The 19,190-nt window shown below is 61.1% G+C and carries 14 protein-coding genes and 3 pseudogenes; 4 read left to right on the plus strand and 13 right to left on the minus strand.

Annotated features, from left to right (window positions below; genetic code table 11):
- The first annotated feature begins 41 nt into the window (after positions 1 to 41).
- The gene (locus tag RBH10_RS19395; RefSeq protein ID WP_281036081.1) at positions 42 to 263 is read left to right on the plus strand and encodes a DUF2093 domain-containing protein; all 222 of its coding nucleotides are present in this window, start codon (positions 42 to 44) and stop codon (positions 261 to 263) included.
- Between the two features lie 209 nt (positions 264 to 472).
- Here RBH10_RS19395 and lpxK read toward each other — a convergent pair whose 3' ends face one another.
- The 6 genes from lpxK to RBH10_RS19425 all read right to left on the minus strand — a co-directional run bounded on the left by lpxK (position 473) and on the right by RBH10_RS19425 (position 6,499).
- On the minus strand, positions 473 to 1,519 hold the full coding sequence (gene lpxK / locus RBH10_RS19400; protein ID WP_281036080.1) for a tetraacyldisaccharide 4'-kinase: 1,047 nt from the start codon (positions 1,517 to 1,519) through the stop codon (positions 473 to 475).
- A 164-nt stretch (positions 1,520 to 1,683) separates the two neighbouring features.
- Positions 1,684 to 2,421 (minus strand): HAD family hydrolase, encoded by a 738-nt coding sequence (locus RBH10_RS19405; protein ID WP_281036079.1) that lies wholly within the window; start codon positions 2,419 to 2,421, stop codon positions 1,684 to 1,686.
- Positions 2,415 to 3,737: a lipid IV(A) 3-deoxy-D-manno-octulosonic acid transferase gene (waaA, locus tag RBH10_RS19410; RefSeq protein ID WP_045018366.1), complete on the minus strand. Its 1,323-nt coding sequence runs from the start codon at positions 3,735 to 3,737 to the stop codon at positions 2,415 to 2,417. Before waaA ends, RBH10_RS19405 begins: the two co-directional genes overlap by 7 nt.
- 216 nt (positions 3,738 to 3,953) lie before the next feature.
- The gene (locus RBH10_RS19415) at positions 3,954 to 4,193 is read right to left on the minus strand and encodes a DUF4170 domain-containing protein (protein ID WP_045018367.1); all 240 of its coding nucleotides are present in this window, start codon (positions 4,191 to 4,193) and stop codon (positions 3,954 to 3,956) included.
- Between the two features lie 59 nt (positions 4,194 to 4,252).
- Positions 4,253 to 5,059 (minus strand): 3'(2'),5'-bisphosphate nucleotidase CysQ, encoded by an 807-nt coding sequence (locus tag RBH10_RS19420; protein ID WP_281036078.1) that lies wholly within the window; start codon positions 5,057 to 5,059, stop codon positions 4,253 to 4,255.
- A gap of 93 nt (positions 5,060 to 5,152) precedes the next feature.
- Entirely contained in the window at positions 5,153 to 6,499 is a 1,347-nt protein-coding gene (locus RBH10_RS19425) for a TldD/PmbA family protein (protein ID WP_281036077.1), read from the minus strand.
- A 116-nt stretch (positions 6,500 to 6,615) separates the two neighbouring features.
- Here RBH10_RS19425 and RBH10_RS19430 point away from each other — a divergent pair.
- Positions 6,616 to 8,443: pseudogene (locus RBH10_RS19430) on the plus strand (monovalent cation:proton antiporter-2 (CPA2) family protein).
- Between the two features lie 90 nt (positions 8,444 to 8,533).
- On the opposite strand, the gene RBH10_RS19435 reads toward RBH10_RS19430, so the two are convergent.
- From RBH10_RS19435 to RBH10_RS19445, 3 genes are all read right to left on the minus strand, one after another.
- A complete protein-coding gene (locus RBH10_RS19435) occupies positions 8,534 to 9,460 on the minus strand; it encodes a patatin-like phospholipase family protein (RefSeq protein WP_045018372.1) in 927 nt (308 codons plus the stop codon).
- Between the two features lie 87 nt (positions 9,461 to 9,547).
- Entirely contained in the window at positions 9,548 to 10,105 is a 558-nt protein-coding gene (gene rsmD, locus RBH10_RS19440) for a 16S rRNA (guanine(966)-N(2))-methyltransferase RsmD (RefSeq protein ID WP_281036075.1), read from the minus strand.
- A complete protein-coding gene (locus RBH10_RS19445) occupies positions 10,086 to 12,029 on the minus strand; it encodes a pseudouridine synthase (protein WP_281036074.1) in 1,944 nt (647 codons plus the stop codon). The genes rsmD and RBH10_RS19445 overlap by 20 nt, the downstream gene beginning before the upstream one ends.
- A gap of 71 nt (positions 12,030 to 12,100) precedes the next feature.
- Between RBH10_RS19445 and RBH10_RS19450 the strand changes: the two genes are divergently transcribed.
- Positions 12,101 to 12,559, plus strand: a complete 459-nt coding sequence (locus tag RBH10_RS19450; protein ID WP_045024036.1) for a nucleoside deaminase — start codon at positions 12,101 to 12,103, stop codon at positions 12,557 to 12,559.
- 52 nt (positions 12,560 to 12,611) lie between these two features.
- Here RBH10_RS19450 and RBH10_RS19455 read toward each other — a convergent pair whose 3' ends face one another.
- The 4 genes and pseudogenes from RBH10_RS19455 to RBH10_RS19470 all read right to left on the minus strand — a co-directional run bounded on the left by RBH10_RS19455 (position 12,612) and on the right by RBH10_RS19470 (position 18,525).
- Positions 12,612 to 13,262 carry a hypothetical protein gene (locus tag RBH10_RS19455; RefSeq protein WP_281036073.1) on the minus strand — a complete coding sequence of 217 codons (651 nt, stop codon included), beginning with the start codon at positions 13,260 to 13,262 and terminating at the stop codon, positions 12,612 to 12,614.
- Positions 13,263 to 13,459: 197 nt separating this feature from the next.
- Positions 13,460 to 16,381: an isoleucine--tRNA ligase gene (ileS, locus tag RBH10_RS19460; RefSeq protein ID WP_281036072.1), complete on the minus strand. Its 2,922-nt coding sequence runs from the start codon at positions 16,379 to 16,381 to the stop codon at positions 13,460 to 13,462.
- A gap of 268 nt (positions 16,382 to 16,649) precedes the next feature.
- Positions 16,650 to 17,629, minus strand: a pseudogene (locus RBH10_RS19465) (bifunctional riboflavin kinase/FAD synthetase).
- Between the two features lie 48 nt (positions 17,630 to 17,677).
- Positions 17,678 to 18,525: pseudogene (locus tag RBH10_RS19470) on the minus strand (TIGR01459 family HAD-type hydrolase).
- A gap of 368 nt (positions 18,526 to 18,893) precedes the next feature.
- Here RBH10_RS19470 and groES point away from each other — a divergent pair.
- Positions 18,894 to 19,190: a co-chaperone GroES gene (gene groES / locus RBH10_RS19475; protein WP_003503180.1), complete on the plus strand. Its 297-nt coding sequence runs from the start codon at positions 18,894 to 18,896 to the stop codon at positions 19,188 to 19,190.

Genomic DNA, 19,190 nt, shown 5'->3' on the forward strand with positions numbered 1-19,190 from the left:
GGCTGGATGCACTGACAGGACATAGCAGGAGACGAAAACGGATGAACAGATTTGAGGGAGGCGGAAACCGCATCGCCGTCATCGAATATCTCGACGGGGACTTCCGGATCGTGCAGACCGGCTCACATGTCGTTTGCGCCATCACCGGCAAGACAATCCCGGTCGATGAACTGCGTTACTGGAACGTGGCACGGCAGGAAGCCTATGTGGATGCCGCCGCCTCGCTGGAAGCCGAACGCAAGGCGGGCAATCTGCCCGCTTGAGCGGGAACGGTGTGTTGATGCATGTTCAGTAAATGCGTAGCGGTTTTCGTCTGGGAAGAGCTCCAATAGACTGCTGCCCCCTACACGCGGCGTCATCCTCGGGCCTGTCCCGAGGATCCAATCACCTATCGTAAAATCAATAGGTCGCAGATGCTCGGGACAGGCCCGAGCATGACGGAGGAGAGGTTTTCGGACTTTGTCGTCCCCCTCTAAAGTGACGGCCGCGCATTTTCCCGCAGCAGACGGGCGCGGCAGTTACCCACCGCCATGTCGATGATCGTTGCCGCGGCATTGGGATCGTCGAACACCATGTCGATCTCGATCACCAGGCTGTTCCACAGCAATTCTTCCGCACGGCCATGGTGGCCGTTGAGCCGCACGGCGTCCTTGGCCGTCGTCACCAGCTGCAAATTTTCTTTAGCCGCATCCTGCAGAAGATCGGCAATCTCGTCTTCACTGAAATGGTGATGATCGGGAAAGGAACGCCGCTCCACGATTTCGCCGCCAAGCCCCTCGACGGTTCTGAAAAATTTGGCCGGATCGGCGATACCCGCATAGGCCAGCACGCGCCTTCCTTTGAAATCCTGCGGTTCCTGCGGTTTTATCGCCGCAACGAAAACCGGTTTGGCGGCCTTTGCCGCCGTTCTGACCAGCGGATCGGCCGCATGGCCGCTACCGACCTTCAAAAGTCCGGTCATATGCCGCATCTGTTCGGCAAGCGGCGCTCTCACCGGGCCGCCCGGAACGAGATGGCCGTTGCCGATGCCGCGCACCGTATCGATGACAACAAGCGCATAATCCAGCGTCAGACGCGCGCTCTGGAAACCGTCATCCATGATGATGAGATCGACGCCCTCTTTCACCAGCCGGTGTGCGCCTTCCACCCTTTTGCGGGAGATGACCGTTATCGCCTCACGCGTCAGCAGCAGAGGCTCGTCGCCGACATCGGCGGAACGGTGCTGCCCGGGATCGACAAGGGTGGTGACGTCAAGCGTGCCGCCATAACCACGGCTGAGGAAACCGGGTTTCAGGCCTTTTGCGACGGCGGCTCTGGCGATTGCCATCGCTGTCGGCGTCTTTCCGGCACCGCCCACGGTGAAGTTGCCGATGCAGATGACCGGAACAGGAACGCTCGCCCGTTTTGCCGTGCGCATCCGCCGTCCCGCGATCTTGCCGTAGAGAAGGGAAAAAGGTGATAACAGCCAGGCTTGCCAGCCAGCCTTCTGCCACCAGAAAGGCGGCGCTTCAGAAACCATATATGCCCGCTCCCGGCCGCATCGCCCACGGCATTGCGCTTAAATTCGACAAGTCACATGGGTATTTGCCAGAAAAAACCCTAAATTGCAAAATCAGGACATACATGCGCAGCTTGTCTCTTCCCATTCTGCGCGACATATGGCTCGCGCCCTCAGGATGCGGCCTAAAGAACGCGTTCCGGCAGCAGGGTTTCCAGCCCGGTGATGTCATCGAAACAATAATGGGCATCGGCGCCCAGGCTTTCGCGTGAACCGGTTCCGGTCAGAACGGCGACGCGCAAGCCCGCCCCGGCGTTCCTCGCCATGTGCAGATCGTGATTATTGTCGCCGACCACCGCCACGCGTGCGGGTGCAAGGCCTATCGCCTCGCAGAAACCGAGAACCATGCCGGGTTGCGGCTTGGTGCCATAACCGCTGTCGTAACCCGCGACGAAATCGACATCCTTCTCAAAACCGAAACGGATGGCCGTCTGGCGGATGGAGTTTTCGTTGTCGCTGGAGGCAATGCCGAGCTTGTAGCCGCGTGCCTTCAGCCGTGCGAAAAATGCCTTGAGGTCGGTCACCGGCACGGATTTATCCGCCGCCTCGGTGAACAACCGGTCGAGCCGCGCAGTCAGTTCCACGACATCGCAGGGCGAACCGGCGGCAACCAGACCGGCAGCAATCTCCGCCGTATTGCCGGCAGCCAGCAGGCTATCAGGCACCACATGCCCGGAGACCGGGTCCATGCCGCAGGCAGCGAGCAACTGGTCAGCAAGAACGGGATCGCCCTTGGCGGCAATCGCCGCAAGCTCGCGGTTAACCGGTCCCCAGCTTGCGTCATAACCTAAAAGCGTGCCGTCCTTGTCGAAAAGGACAGCTGCGATCGATTGCGTCGCATCAACTTCGATATCCGCTACCATGAACCGATGGCGCTCCGCGGTTGCAGCTTGGCGGTCACTGTCAGCGGGTTGATATAGGGCTCCAGCGCCTTGACGGTGGCGGAAAGCGCACCGCGCATATCCTGAATGACCCGGTTGCCGGCATCGATCATCTTGTAACGTTCATTGTCGTTGACCAGGAGATAATGCACCGCCTTGGCCAGCATCTCGACATCGCGGACGATACGCCCGCCGCCGGCACGGATCAGCTTCTGATAGGCCTCGCGGAAATTCTGCACATGCGCGCCTGACAGTACGGCGCAGCCGAGCATCGCCGGCTCCAGCGGGTTCTGTCCGCCCTCCGCCGTCAGCGACCGGCCGACAAAGGCAAGCTCGGTCAGCCGCAGGTAAAGCCCCATTTCGCCGATGGAATCGCCAAGGAAAATATCGGTTTCCGGCGTAATCGCATCGTTGCGGCTTCGGCGTGCCACGGTCAGCCCCATGCCCTTCAGCATGGCCTCCACATCGTCGCCCCGTTCGGGGTGGCGTGGCACGATGATGGTCAATTGGCCGTTGCGCGACTTGATCGCCGCATGCACGGTGGCGGCTGCCTTCTCCTCACCGTCGAAGGTAGAGATCGCCGCCCATGTCTTGCGGGTGCCAACCTGCTTGCGATAGTGCTCCAGAAGCGCCTCATCGCAGGGCGGCGGATCGGTATCGCCCTTGAGGTTCCCTGATATCACCACCGGCCAAGAGCCGAGATCGCGGAACCGTTCAGCATCGACGTCGGATTGCGCGACCACGAGGGCGAGCTTGGAAAACAGCGATTCAGCAATATCGTGCCGGTTGTTCCAGCGGTCGAAGGAACGGTCGGACAGGCGCGCATTGACCCTGATCTGGGGAATGTGCCGGCGCTCCAGCTCCATCATCGTCACCGGCCAGATTTCCGATTCAGCGGTAATGGCGGCATCCGGCGCCCAATAGGCGAGGAAGCGGTTGACCGCGATCTTGATGTCCAGCGGCACATATTGGTGGATCACATCATCGCCAAGCCGGGTGCGGGTCAGCTCGGCCGAGGTGACGGTGCCGGTGGTCAAGAGCACGTAGATGTCGCGTTTACGAATTTCGCGGATCAGCGGAATGAGGGCGAGCGTTTCGCCGACGCTTGCGGCATGGAACCAGACGAGCGGGCCACGGGGGCGCTCAGCGCTGGCGTAACCGAAACGCTCAAGGCGGCGGCGCTTGTCTTCCTTGCCCTTTGCGGCCCGATAGGAAAGATAGGGCCGGGCAAACGGATAGGCGGCGATACCGGCAATCCTGTAGCCGGAAAGAGCGAAGCGTGCGAGACGGCTGCTCATGACATTCTGCCCTTGATCATTCCGCGCAATGCCCTTCCCCTGTTGTTTGTTGTTATCGCCGCCTACTTCTTCTCAAATTGCGTCATTTTTTATCATCGGAGACAAAAGCGCGATCACGTTTTCTCGCAACCGAATTCCCAGCCTGCGGTTCTTCGGCAGGAATCACGGGAAAACTCGCCTTCACCCAATAGTATTACAACGCAAGGGCAAAAGGACTCAAATTTTATCGTCCGGATTGAGAAGACGGTGCATATGCACGATAAAATAACGCATATGGGCGTTATCAACAGTCATCTGCGCCTTGGATCTCCATGCCGTCAACGCGGAAGCGTAGTCAGGATAGATGCCGACGATATCGAGCGCATTCAAATCCCGGAACTGAACATCCTGAAGGTTTTCCAGTTCGCCGCCGAATACCAGATGCAGCAGCTGTTTCTGTTTGCCAGATTCCGTCATGTTTTTGTCTCTTTCTAAAGCTCTGAGAGCCCCTCATCTGCGGGATTTCCCGGCAAACGTCAACTGTCAGACAGGTGTGAAAACGCTTTCAAAAGTGCGGGAAGCGCATATTCTGCTGCAGCGCACAATGCCGGGTGGTTTACCTCGCGGCGATTATACATCAGGGGTTTTCCATCAAGCCCGACCAGGCTGCCGCCCGCCCTTTCAAGGATGAGGTCGGCGGCGGCCAGATCCCACTCGTGCGAGTTCGCCTTGACCAGCGTTCCATCGATGCGGCCATCCGCCACCATTGCCAGCCGATAGGCGAGCGAAGGCACATGCGGAATGCGCTTGACGGTGCTGCGCACCTCTTCCGGCAGATGCGTAATCACGTCTTCCGGTGCTGCCAGATGAAAGACGCCGGTGTTTTCGCGCGCGGCTGAGATCGGCTTGCCGTTCTTCAGCGCCTCGCCGCCTTCAAGTGCGGTGAATTCCTCGGCAAGCGCCGGCGCGACAAGAGCCGCGGCCACCGGCCGTCCCTCATGCACCACCGCAACGCTGACACACCACGTATCCCGCCCGCCGATGAAGGCGCGCGTTCCGTCGATGGGATCGACGACGAAGACGGTGGAGCGGGTAAGCCTGTCCGTATCGTCATCCGTCTCTTCCGACAGCCAGCCGTAGTCCGGCCGGGCGGTGCGCAGGATGGTTTCGAGAATTTCGTTTGCGGCGTAATCGGCAGCGCTCACTGGCGAAAGGCCGCCATTCTTCCACCAGACCTCGGGGTCCTTGCGAAAGAAACCGAAAGCCGTCTCGCCCGCCTTGCGCGCGGCCTCGAGGACAAGCCTCAAATCGGAAGCCCAGCGGGCCTCTGCAATGTCGTTCATTTTGCCGTCTTTTCCGCGCGCCTCAGGCGGCGCGCCCGTTTTTCTCTTCGCACTTGCACACAAAGTGCCGGCGAAAACAACCCGCGGGTCGCTTCACTTGCCCGCGATCGTCATGCCTTCGATGGCGAGTGTGGGTGCGGCAACCCCGTATTTGCGGTCGATATCGTTAGCCGGCGTCACCCGCATGAACATATCCTTCAGGTTCGACGCAATCGTGACCTCGGAAACCGCGAAGGACTTTTCGCCTTTCTCGATCCAGAAACCGCTCGCACCACAGCTATATTCACCGGTGATCATATTGGCGCCGTGGCCGATCAGCTCGGTGACGTAAAAGCCGGTTCCGACGTCCCGCAACAGGTCTTCCGGCGAGATATCGCCCGGCTCCAGCGCCAGATTGGTGGAGGCCGGCGATACCGCAGTGCCACCGCGCACGCCGCGACCGTTGGTTTCAAGGCCAAGTTCACGCGCCGCCGAGGTGGAGAGGAACCAGTGTTTCAGCACCCCGTCCTCGATCATCGTCATCTTCTCGCCCCTGACACCCTCGCCATCGAAGGGACGCGACGAGGGGCCGCGCACGATCTGCGGATCGTCGGTCAGGTAAAGTCCCTTTTTCAGCACCTGTTCGCCCATCCTGTCACGCAGGAAGCTGGTCTTGCGGGCAACAGATGCACCGTTGATAGCACCGGCTATGGCGCCGACGAAACCGCGGGCGATACGGGGATCGAAAACCACAGTGATGTTGCTGCCGGTATCGACCTGGCGCGGGCCGACCCGTCGCACGACTTTTTCACCGGCGCGGCGGCCGATCTCTTCGGCCGCATCCAGATCGGCGTAATAAAGGCGGCTGTCGAAATCGTAGTCGCGCTCCATCTTTGTGCCTTCGCCGGCGATGACGCTGACGGAGCGGCTGAAGCGACTGCCCATGTAGCTGCCGGAAAAACCGTGCGAGGTCGCAAGGACAAGGCCGCCCATGCCACTCGATGCACCGGCACCGGAGGAATTGCTGACGCCCTTGACGCCAAGTGCGGCCTCTTCCGAGGCAAGTGCCGCTTCGCGCAGCTGATCGGCAGAGACCTCGGTCGCATCGAAAAGCTCAAGATCGTCGTAGGAGGTTGCGAGACGTTCCCTGTCGGCCAGGCAGGCAAAGGGGTCTTCCGGCGAAACCTTCGCCATGGCCACTGCCCGTTCCGCCAGCGTCTTCAGGTCGAAGCCGGGATTGGCCGAAACGCTTGCCACGCGCCGCCCGACGAAAACGCGCAGGGAAAAATCATCGCTTTCGGAGGATTCGGTGCTTTCCACCTTGCCAAGCCGCACGCCGACCGATTGCGAGCGGGAGCGCACGACAACGGCATCCGCCTCATCCGCGCCTGCGGCACGGGCAAGATCGACAAGTTCGCTGGCGCGATCGAGAAGTTTGGAAGAATCTATTTCTGAGGACATGAGTTGGCCTTTCATTCCTGTTCCATTTATTGTGCCATCAACCCCGCATCAAGGGCGAAACGCCGCTTTCTCCATCGGCAAGGCTTTGTCGCCACCATATTCGAAAGTCAGCCAGCATGACCGAGCACGACGCTCTCTTTTCCGAACCATTGCTGCTTCTGGCGGGCGCGGTCATCGCGGCGTCCATTTTCCGCAAGCTCGGGCTCGGCACCGTGCTCGGTTATCTGGTGGCGGGCATCATCATCGGGCCGTTCCTGCATCTGGTCACGGATGCCAAGGACATCTTCAACGTCTCGGAACTGGGCGTGGTTTTCCTGCTCTTCATCATCGGCCTCGAACTCAAGCCATCGCGCATCTGGCAGATGCGGCGCGATATTCTAGGCCTCGGACTGGCGCAGGTGCTCGTGACGGGCAGCGTGCTGGCGGCGATTGCCTGGTGGGCAGGGTTGATCGATGCGCGCGGCAGCCTCGTTGCAGGTTTCGGCCTTGCGCTCTCCTCCACCGCCTTTGCGCTGCAAATCCTTGAAGACGATGGCGACATGAACACGCGGCATGGTAACCGCTCCTTTTCGATCCTGCTGTTTCAGGATCTCGCCATCGTGCCGCTTCTCGCCCTCGTGACCATTCTTTCCAACCGGCCGGACGTTCCGACGGATTCGATGGCCTACGATCTCGTCGCCTCCGTCATCGCGGTGGCGGGCATGGTGCTGGCCGGACGTTACCTGCTGACGCCGATGTTCCAGATCATCGCCCGCACGGGTGCGCGGGAGGTGATGATCGCCGCCGCCCTCTTCGTTGTCATCGGTGCTGCCGCCATCATGGAAGCTGTCGGGCTTTCGATGGGCATGGGCGCGCTTCTGGCCGGGTTGATGCTGTCGGAATCCTCCTATCGGCATGAGCTGGAGGCCGATATCGAGCCGTTTCGCGGACTGTTTCTGGCGCTGTTCTTCATGGCCGTCGGCATGTCACTGCACATCAACATCGTCTACGAGCACATTGTTCTGATCCTGATCGCCGTTCCCGCGATGATGGCGGTGAAGGCGGCCGTGATCTATGGGCTGTGCCGCATTGCCGGTTCGTCCCGTTATGCATCGAGCCGCATCGCGCTGCTTCTGGCGCAGGGCGGCGAATTCGGCTTCGTGCTGTTTACCACCGCCGCCGCCTCCCGTCTGTTTCCGCAGGCGACCGCTTCCATCCTCGTTGCAGTCGTAACACTTTCCATGGCGCTAACGCCGCTGCTAGCAGTGGTTTCACGCCGGTTGACGGCGGAGGATGCCGATGAGGACACTCTGGAAGAGGATTTCGACGGCGCCGGAGCCGACGTGCTGATGATCGGCTTTTCACGCTTCGGCCAGATCGCCTCGCAGATCCTTTTGGCGGGCGGACGCGATGTGACTGTCATCGACAGTTCGGCCGATCGCGTGCGTCAGGCCTCCCGTTTCGGTTTCCGCATCTTCTTCGGCGATGGTACCCGCAAGGATGTGCTGATCGCGGCCGGCATAGAACGCGCCGATCTGGTGGCGGTCTGCACCCATAAAAGGAAGTCACCGACCGTATCATCGACATGATCCAGTCGGAATTTCCAAGCGTGCGCATCTATGCCCGCTCCTATGATCGCGTGCATTCCCTCGACCTCAGAAAAAAGGCGTGGAATACGAAATCCGCGAGACGCTGGAATCCGGTCTGCTGTTCGGCAGACGCATTCTGGAGGGGCTGGATATGGAGAGCGAAAGGGCGCTCGCCATATCCGACGACATACGCGAGCGCGACGAACAGAGGCTGGAGCTTCAGGCCGTGGAAGGGCTCGCCGCCGGGAGGCAGATGCTGCACAATAAACCCGTGCGTGAAGTGAAGCCGGAACCGCTGATGAAGCCGAAGAACAAGGCGGAAAAGCGCGAGGAGGAAGAGGACACTGAGGACAGCGAGACAGAAGTTTCGCTATGAGATGAGTTAACGGTACTGGCTGGGAGCGCACCCCTTGTTTCTTTTCCCGACGGGGAGAAACGAGCCGCAACGTCGGTTTAGCCCGTCCCGTCAGGCCTCGACGCCCTGCCCGCGGTGAAAAAGCTCCACCTGCATTTCGATCTGTCGTTTCAGATCGTCCTTGATGCTGGCGGATGCGTTCAGCACCTCTTCCGATTTGAGGAAATCCAGCACGCCGAAGCGGTGCACCGGCGGGCGCAGGAAGATATGCGGCGGGCGTAATCTGAGTTTCAGGGCGATTGCCGCCTGCATCATCAGCTGGCTGGCGCCGAACAGGCTGTCCAGCCGGTTGGGCATGGTGGTGCCGTCGCCTTCGGGACCGCCGACCACATCGACGCCGACGATGATATCGGCCCGATCCATCAGGTGCTCATAGGGCACGGGATTGAAGATGCCGCCATCGATCATGATGCGGCCGTTGACGCGCACCGGCATGAACAGCGCCGGAATCGCCGCCGAGGCCGCCAGCGCCTGAATGACCTCGCCGGTTTCCACCACCACTTCGGTCTGCGCGTAATAATCCGTCATCACCACCTTCAGCGGAATGGTGAAATCCGAGAAATCCTTTGGCAGGACCTGTGGCATCAGGGCGTGCAGAATAAGTTCGAGATTGAACTGGCCGAAACGAAAACCGTCGACCGCGTGGCGCATTGACGCCGGGCCGAGGCTCCAGAGCCGGTTTGCGACCGAACCCTTCCGCCCCATGAGTTCGAGCGTATATTCGCGGATTTCCCGGCCGGACATGCCGGCCGCCATGCCTGCTGCGATGATGGAACCGATGGAGGAGCCGGAAAGCGCCACCGGGCGAATGCCGAGTTCGTCGAAAGCCTCGATGATGTTGATATGGCAGATGCCGCGTGCGCCGCCGCCACCAAGCGCCAGTCCGAAAGTCGGCTCATGACCGCCTTCCCGGTTGGCTTCAAGAACCTCTTCCCCGGCGCGGACCATCGTGACGCTCTCGTTTACAGCCTGCTCCATGCCCAAATACCCAAAACTCTTTCCACGGCAAAGGCTCTGCCTATTGCGCAAACAAGACAAGACCGTGGCCTGACGGGAAAGTGCCCGTCAGGGTTCGTAGCGGTAGAAATGCATTTTCGAGTCGCCGAAGATGCGGCTTTCGAGCGGTTTGAACACCGGCTCGACACTGACCACGACATCGCCGCGCTCTTCCAGAATGGCGAGCGCGCCGGGTGCCAGCCAGCCGCCGCCATGGGCAGCAGCGAAAGCCTTCTCCCCGTGGCCCTGGCCATAGGGCGGATCGGCAAACAGAAGATCGAAAGGCTCGATATTGTTGACGCCGCCAAGCTTGGTCGCGTCACGCCGCAGGATGCGGGCACGCCCGTGCAGCCCCAGCGCATCGATATTTTCCCACAACAGCCCCCTGCCCTCGACGCCGTTTTCGACGAAGAGCGCCACACGGCAACCGCGCGACAGGGCTTCGAGCCCTACCGCGCCCGTTCCGGCGAAAACATCGAGAACGCGCGTACCGTCAAGACTTTCCGGATAGGCGTGGCTCAGAATGTTGAAGAGGCTTTCCCGCGTCCTGTCGATTGTCGGACGAATGGAATTTGTTTTCGGCGCGGCCAGATTTCGGCCGCGGAACTCACCGCCTACGATCCGCATTACGTGTCATTCCCCTGCCACCAGAAGGTTTGCCACCCGGGCCTTTGCCGCCCGGCTTGCCGCCACCGGGACCGCCACTGCCGCCGCCGGGACCTTTACCCTTGCCCGAAAAACCCGAACGTTCGCCCGATTTGCCAAAAGAAGGCTTGCCCGATGCGGGCCTGCCGCCCGGTTTTCCACCCGGCTTTGCGCCCCTCGGCTTGTCTCCGAAAGGCCGGTCGCCACGAGGACGATCGCCATCTTCACGGGGCTTGTCGCGGAACGGGCGGTCACCGAAGGGCTTTTCGCCACGCGCGGTGCGATCTCCGAAGCTCTTCTCACCGCGTGGACGGTCGCTGAACGGACGGTCGCCAAAAGGTTTTCCGCCGCGTGCGGTGCGATCTCCGAAGCTCTTCTCACCGCGGGGACGGTCGCCACGCGGGCGATCACCCGCTTCGCGCGGCTTGTCACGGAACGGGCGGTCACCAAAGGATTTCTCGCCACGACCGGCGCGATCTCCAAAGCTCTTTTCACCACGCGGACGGTCGCCGCGTCCGCGACCACCTTCCTCTTCGCGCGGAGAATCCGAACGGATCCACTCGCCCTCGGAATCGGCATGCCGGACAACGTTGCGGCGGGCTTCCGCCTGGGCGGATGGCTTCTTGAACAGGCTTTCGGCTTCCGCGCGGGCGGAAGACTTGCGCTCCTTGCCGTCACGGGTGGGCTTTGCGCCGGGCGCCATCCAGACATTGGCCGTGCGGCTGGTGCCGATGGGCGGGCGGGCGGGGCGGCGCTCTTCGCCCTCATCCTCGCCGCGGCCCTTAGCGCCGAATTTCCCGGCGGGTTTGCCACCGAACTTGCCAGCGGGCTTGTCACCACGCTTGGTGTCGAGACGGCCGAGCGCCTTTTCACGGCGATCTTCCGGCTTGCCGGCAGCCCTGTCGAAACGCGGCTTGCCTTCCGGCGCGTCGCCCTTTGCCCATTCGGACCGGACAGCGCGCTTGGGCGTGTTTTCTTCCTCGTCGTCGGCGACGGGCGCATCATAGATCGGCGCATCGAAATTGGCGCCGGCCTGTTCGATCAGGCGGGGACCAAGCTGGTCGCGCAGCATGCGGCCACGCACTTCAAGCACCTTGCCTTCACCCAGATCACCGAGCTGGAACGGACCGTAGGAGATACGGATCAGGCGGTTGACCTCAAGACCGAGAGCGCCGAGCACGTTCTTGATCTCGCGGTTCTTGCCTTCGCGCAGACCCATGGTGATCCAGACGTTGTGGCCTTGGGTGCGGTCGAGCGTCGCGTCGATCGCGCCATAAAGCACGCCGTCGACGGCAATGCCGTCCTTCAACTTGTCGAGTGCGGCCTGATCGACTTCGCCATGGGCGCGCACACGGTAGCGGCGCAGCCAGCCGGTCGTTGGCAATTCCAGCACGCGGGAGAGACCGCCATCGTTGGTGAGCAGCAGCAGGCCTTCGGTATTGATATCGAGGCGACCGATGGACAGGACGCGTGGCAATTCACCGGGCAGATTGTCGAAAACGGTCGGGCGACCTTCCGGGTCGGAGTTGGTCGTCACCAGACCGGCGGGCTTGTGGTAAAGCCACAGGCGCGTGCGTTCAGCACCGCGAATGGGCATGCCATCCACTTCGATCTTGTCCGAAAGCGTCGCGTTCATCACCGGAGTGTCCAGCTTGACGCCGTTCAACGACACGCGGCCTTCCATGATCATGCGCTCGATATCACGGCGCGAGGCGACGCCTGCGCGCGCCATGATCTTGGAGATACGCTCGGGCTTGGTGCCGACGACGGCATCCTGCACCGGAGCCGCCTTGGCTTCTACCGGTTTGTTTTCACGCTCGGTGGCGGGCTTGCCGGGGCCTTTCGGCTTCTTGTCGCGGCTAAAAGTCTTGCCACCGTCACGCTTCGGCTTGTCTTTAAAAGTCATTTGCTGTTTGCCTGTTGTTTGGGCTGTCCTATCAGGTCCAAGCACAAGGGTTAAGAGGAAATTGAAACGCAATGGCCGAAAGGACGCATTTCATGGAACTGGCGCTGGCGGAAGCCCGTGCCGCCGGCGAGCGGCAGGAGGTTCCGATCGGCGCCGTACTGGTTCTGGACGGCCGCGTCATTGCCAGTTCCGGCAACCGCACCCGTGAATTGAACGACGTGACGGCGCACGCCGAAATCGCCGTGATCCGTATGGCCTGCGAGGCGCTGGAACAGGAACGCCTGCCCGGCGCCGATCTTTATGTAACGCTGGAGCCCTGCACCATGTGCGCGGCGGCGATCTCGTTTGCCCGCATCCGCCGTCTCTATTACGGCGCGGAAGACCCCAAGGGCGGCGCAGTGCATAGTGGCGTGCGCTTCTTCAGCCAGCCGACATGCCACCATGCGCCGGATGTCTATTCGGGGCTGGCGGAAAGCGAAAGTGCGGAAATTCTGCGGAAATTCTTTCGCGAGAAACGTCTCGACGAATAAGTGGCCGGCGGGAGGCACAGGCTTTCCCGCAGGCCATCAGCCATTCATTTTATCAGAAGGGGTTCCACCAGGGTTTGCCGGTGTTTGCCACAGCCGCTTCTTTCTTGCGGCGCTTTTCCTTCTTCTGCTCAGGTTCACCCAGATCAGTCAGCTGATCCTGCGGAACGCTGCGATATTCAGCCGGCGGATCGGTGAGGAACTTGCGCTGGGCGTTGACGACGGAGCCACCCTGGGACTCGGCCTTGGCCTTGCGGAAGGCTTCCCATTTCTGGCTTTCGGTCATCTGGCCAGCCGTGCCGTTGCCGGCGAGCAGCGGCGAGCGGTAGTGCGGATTGTTCTTGTTGGCATCCGCCTCATCGCGCAGACGTTCACGGGTCTCTTCCGGCGATTCAACCCATTGCGGGTTGTTTTCGCGGTTCGCCATGTTCTGCTGCGGCGTTGCCAGTTGTTCGGCGCGGGACTGGGCGGGAACGACAAGACCGGGGCGCGGGCTGTATTTCAGGTTGCGCTTGTCCTGGTTGCCGGTGATCGAGGTCGCGCTGCCGAGATCGTCGACAAGCTGTTCGGCCGCCGACTTGCCCGTGCCGTAGGTCGGGCTCGTGCAGGCGCCGAGCAACACGCCAATCGCCGTGATACCTGCAACCGTGCGAAACATGCTCAAACCCTGCGCATTAGCCTGCCCAAAAGCCTTCATCGTCTTCATAAAAACCCTTCCAGCCGTCCGTCCCATTTCGCCAGACATCGTCTTTCGGCAGGCGGTAGCCCGCATTGCCGTGCAAATCCGGCCATTTTCAGGCAGGTGTACCGGATGAAGAGCTAAAGCGCAATTCATCCGGCCATTTTCGTCACGCATCGGCCCGAAACTCGTTTCCGACTTTCGGGCCGATGCGCAAATTCAAATCAACCGAGCGCGGCAAGCTCGCGTAGTGCTGCCGCATCGCGGGCCGAAACCTCCGGATAGTCCGGGTCGGAACCGACATCGGTGGTGATACGCCAGGAGCGGGCGCATTTTGCGCCTTCCGCCAGCTTCTGCTCAACCACCACCCTGGCGACTTCCGGCAAACGGAAGCCATCGGTGGGGCCTTCATCGCCAACCACCGAAATGGCCGAGGTGATGCAGATTTCGGCAAAGTCCTGCCCTGAGAGAGCCGCCAGAAGATCGTTGTCGGCAATGTGCACGACGGGTGCAGCCTCGAGCGAGGAGCCGATGCGCTTTTCACGGCGCTCAACTTCCAGGGCGCCGGTGACGACCGTGCGGACCTTGCGGATCTTTTCCCACTTCGCTTCGAGCGCGTCGTTCTTCCATTCCGCCGGGATTGCCGGGAACTGGGCAAGGTGCACCGATTCCGCCTGCTGGTAGCGAGAAAGCCACGCCTCTTCGGTGGTGAAGGGCAGCATGGGCGCAAGCCATGTGACGAGGCAATCGAACAGCTTGGCGATGACCGACAGCGATGCGCGGCGCTTCAGCGACGACGGCGCGTCACAATAAAGCGTGTCCTTGCGGATGTCGAAATAGAAAGCCGAAAGCTCGACATTGGCGAAATCGATCAGCGCGCGGGTGATCTTCTTGAAGTCGAAGGCGTCGTACCCGTCGCGCACGACCTTATCCAGCTCGGACAGGCGGTGCAGCACCAGCTTTTCCAGTTCCGGCAGATCGGCATAGGCGATCTCTTCGCCGTTGTCGTGGGCGAGCGTGCCAAGCATCCAGCGGATGGTGTTACGCAGCTTGCGATAGGCATCGATGTTGGTCTGGATGATGGCCTTGCCCAGACGCTGGTCTTCCCAGTAATCGGTGGTCATGACCCACAGACGCAGGATATCCGCGCCGGATTCCTTCATCACGTCCTGTGGCGCAACCACGTTGCCGAGGGACTTGGACTGCTTGCGGCCCTGTTCGTCCATGGTGAAACCATGGGTGACGACGGCGTTATAGGGCGCGCGGCCACGCGTCGCGCAGCTTTCCAAGAGCGACGAATGGAACCAGCCGCGATGCTGGTCCGAACCTTCGAGATAGACGTCCGCCGGCCATTTCATGTCCGGGCGGTCTTCCAGCGTGAAGGTGTGGGTGCAGCCGCTGTCAAACCACACGTCGAGGATATCCATGACCTGCAGCCATTTGGCGTGATCGTGGTCGTTACCGAGGAAACGCTCCTTGGCGCCTTCGGCAAACCAGGCATCCGCCCCTTCGGCCTCGAAGGCTTCGAGGATGCGGGCGTTGACGGTCTCGTCGACCAGAACTTCGCCCTTCTCGTCGGCGAAGACGGCGATCGGCACGCCCCAGCTGCGCTGGCGCGACAGAACCCAGTCGGGCCGGCCTTCGATCATGGCGCGCAGGCGGTTCTGGCCGGAGGCCGGGACGAAACGGGTGTCGTCGATGGCATTCAGCGAGCGCGAACGCAGCGTCGTGCCGTCGCCGAGGTCCTTGTCCATATAGACGAACCATTGCGGCGTGTTGCGGAAGATGACCGGCTTCTTGGAGCGCCAGCTATGCGGATAGCTGTGCTTCAGACGTCCGCGGGCAAAGAGGTTATGGGCAGCGATCAGCGCCTTGATGACGCGGTCGTTGGCATCGCCCTTCTTGCCGTTATCATCCATGACGCGAGCCGCTCCGCCTTCGGCGGCCGGGCCGAAGCCCGGAGCGTCCTCGGTGTAGAAACCGTCATCGCCGACCGGGAACGGGATGGCAGACGAGATACCGCGCGCTTCCAGCTCACGCTGATGCGCGGTCCAGACGTCAAAGTCCTCGCGGCCATGGCTCGGCGCGGTGTGCACGAAACCCGTACCGGCATCATCGGTGACGTGATCGCCTTCGAGAAGCGGAACCACGAAATCGTAACCGAGCGATGCCAGCGGATGCGCGCAGGTGATGGCGGCCAGTTCTTCGGTTTTCACGTCACGAACGAGCTTGAAGGTCAGCTTCGCCTTGGCAGCGGCCTCATCGGCGAGCTTCTTTGCGAAGATCAGCTTTTCGCCCGGCTGCGGGCCGAAATCGTTCTGGGCACTCTCGACTTCGAACAGGCCATATTCGACCCGCGAAGAGAACGCGATGGCGCGGTTGCCGGGGATGGTCCACGGCGTGGTCGTCCAGATGACGACGGAGGTGCCAAGTAGGTCCGTCATAACAGGGCCGTCGCGCAGCACAAATTTCACCGGGAATTTCACCCAGATCATGTCGCTCTCGACATCGGCATATTCGACTTCAGCTTCCGCCAGCGCCGTGCGCTCGACCACCGACCACATGATCGGCTTCGAGCCGCGATAAAGCTGGCCGGTCCGGGCGATCTTCAGCAGTTCGCCGGCGATGCGGGCTTCGGCGTGGAAGTTCATCGTCGTGTAGGGATTGTCGAAGTCGCCCTCGATGCCGAGGCGCTGGAACTCTTCCGACTGAACCTTGATCCAACCGGCCGCGAAGTCACGGCATTCCTTGCGGAATTCGTTGACGGGAACCTCGTCCTTGTTCTTGCCCCTGGCGCGATAGGCTTCCTCGATCTTCCATTCGATCGGCAGGCCGTGGCAATCCCAGCCCGGAACGTAATTGGCATCATAACCGCGCATCTGGAACGAGCGGGTGATGACGTCCTTCAGGATCTTGTTCAGCGCATGGCCGATGTGGATGTTGCCGTTGGCATAGGGCGGGCCGTCATGCAGCACGAATTTCTCGCGGCCGGCGGCGGAAGCGCGGAGCTTCTTGTAAAGGCCCATTTCCTGCCAGCGTTTCACCGTTTCCGGCTCTTTCTGCGGCAGGCCGGCACGCATCGGGAAATCCGTCTGCGGCAGGTAGAGGGTGGCGGAATAGTCAAGTTTTTCTGCGGTGTCGCTCATAATTGTACCGTTGTTGCGCGCCGTTTCGGTCGCGCCGTCTCAATTTCAAAGAGGGCAAATACGGAAAGCGCCAGGTCAAATGCCATGACGAGCGCCAAAATCCCGGACCTTCCGGCTCTTCAGAGCGGGCGGAAGGCCGGGCCAATAATTCGGCCAATCTGAACTGTAAACAGCAACCGGTATTGGGACATGGCCGGTTGTTTATGCGGTTTTCCGGCAAAAAGGAAGTGAAAAGCGACAGCAATAGGGGACAGGATTACCTGCCCGCTCAAAATGCGATCTTCGCGTCCAATTCGCTGAGCGGCCGCACGCCTGACAGCATCGCCCTCGCCTCTTCCTCGTCACGCCTGATCTGCGCGACCAGCGGTTCCAAACCGTCAAATTTCAGCTCGTCACGCAGGTGCCCGAAGAAGGACACCGAACAGATCTCTCCGTAAAGATCGCCGGAGAAATCGAAGACATAGGTTTCCAGAAGTGCTGCACCGTTTTCGGTAACCGTCGGGCGATAACCGAAGCTTGCGACGCCGTCGTAGATCGCACCATCGGGACGGCGGAACCGCACGGCATAGATGCCCGCTTTCAGCTCCGTTTCCGGAGCGAGCGCCATGTTGGCTGTCGGGTAACCCAGTGTGCGCCCAAGCTTCTGGCCGCCGATGACTTCGCTTTCTACCGTGAAACGATACCCGAGCAGGCCTGCGGCACCCGCCACGTCCCCCTCGCACAACAGCGAGCGGATACGGCTTGAGGAAACGACATCCGCGCCCTCGTCGCGAAAGGCATCCACCAGCGTCACATCGAAGCCATGGCGTTTGCCGGCCGCCATCAGAAATGCCGGACCACCTTCGCGGCCCTTGCCGAAATGGAAATCGAAACCGGTGACGACCGCGCTGGCGTGAAGCCAGTCAACCAGAATGGACTGGACGAATTCTTCCGCCGAGCGCTGCGAAAACTCCCGATCGAAGGGGTATTCGATGACGGAGCGGAAACCGATGGCCTCGAGGATGCGCGCCTTCAACGGTGCAGGCGTCAGGCGGAAGACCGGCGTGTCGGGGCGAAATATGGAGCGCGGATGCGGTTCGAAAGTCAGCACCAGTGCCGGAACGCCGCGCGCTTCTGCCAATTCCAGCGCACGGTCCAGAACCGCGCGATGGCCGCGATGCACGCCATCGAAATTGCCGATCGCGATGACGCCACCGCGAAGAGCTTCCGGCAGCGGCTCTTTTTTTCATTGCGATGAAAGACGGTCATGGCAGTCGATCCATTTTTTACGCCAGCTATTCCCCAAGCGAGCCGTTCTCAGGCAAGACGGGGCATCCACCAGCCGGGAGCAGCACCCTGCCCCTTCAGATAGGCGTTCAGAAGCGCTTCATCCGTCTGGCCGTTGAGCGTATATTCCGCGGCGTGAATGCCGCCGCTGATATAAAGAAGGTTGAGGCCGCTCGCAATCGCGCCCTTCACATCCGTCGGCATGCCGTCGCCGATGGCGAGCACGCGATCCTTGGCAAAGGCGCCGCGCACTTCTTTCGCAGCCGCAAGGCAGGCTTCATAGATCGGCGCGTGCGGCTTGCCGGCAATGCGGACTTCGCCGCCGAGCTGTTCGTAATAGGCGGCCATGGCGCCGGCGCAGGGGATGATGCGCTCGCCGCGCTCCACCACCAGATCGGGGTTGGCGCAGATCATCGGCACCTTGCGGGCGATGAAGCCTTTCAGCATTTCCGTATAATCCTCTGGCGTCTCCGTCTCATCATCGAAGAAACCAGTGCAGACCACGGATTGCGCATCCGCCTCGCCGACCCGCTCGACATCAAGACCTTCCAGCAGCGGCATGTCCCGCTCCGGGCCCAGCAGGAAGACTTTTTCGGGCCTTCCGCGATCAGGCCACGGGTAACGTCGCCGGAGGTGATGATACGATCATAGGCCTCGTCAGGCACGCCGAGCACGCGAAGCTGGGCGATGACGCCGGGGGCGGGACGCGGCGAATTGGTGATGAGCACCACCGTCTTGCTGGCCTTGCGCGCTTCGTGCAGCGCAACCGCCGCATCCGGGAAAGCGCTGACACCATTGTGCAGCACGCCCCAGACATCGGAAAGAACAACGTCGAAGCCATCAGTGATTTCGCCGAGGGTGAGAATGCGATGGGCCATGATATGCTTTCCGGATGCGAGAAAAGGGTGTACGTCACATGGCAAAGCAGGACGCCGATGGCAAGGAAAAAAGCGGTGCCGGACCTGCCTTCGGCCCACCCGTCACCATCCGAACATAAAACCCCGCTACGCCTGAAACGATGGCGACTTGCAAAAGAGGTCGTTTGCCCGCGCCCGCCGGCGCATGGGAAATTTCTGTCATGGAACGCTGATAACCATAGGGCGTGAAATTTTTCCGACAGCGCGTTCTTGACTCCGGGGAGCGCCTCCTTATCTCCGCTTCGCTGGCACTCCAACAAGGGGAGTGCTAACACCCATCACGCGGGCCTCAAAAGGCTCGTGAAGTCATTTGATCGAGGGATTAGGCAATGACAAGCACCAATTTCCGCCCGCTTCACGATCGCGTCGTCGTTCGTCGCGTTGAATCCGAAGCAAAGACCAAGGGCGGCATCATCATTCCCGATACCGCCAAGGAAAAGCCGCAGGAAGGCGAAATCGTCGCCGTCGGCTCCGGCGCTCGCGATGAGGCCGGCAAGGTCGTCGCTCTCGACGTCAAGGTTGGCGATCGCGTCCTGTTCGGCAAGTGGTCGGGCACCGAAGTCAAGCTCAACGGCGAAGACCTTCTGATCATGAAGGAAGCCGACATCATGGGTATCATCGGCTGA

This window comes from Rhizobium sp. AN73 (assembly GCF_030757975.1).
GTDB lineage: Bacteria > Pseudomonadota > Alphaproteobacteria > Rhizobiales > Rhizobiaceae > Agrobacterium > Agrobacterium arsenijevicii.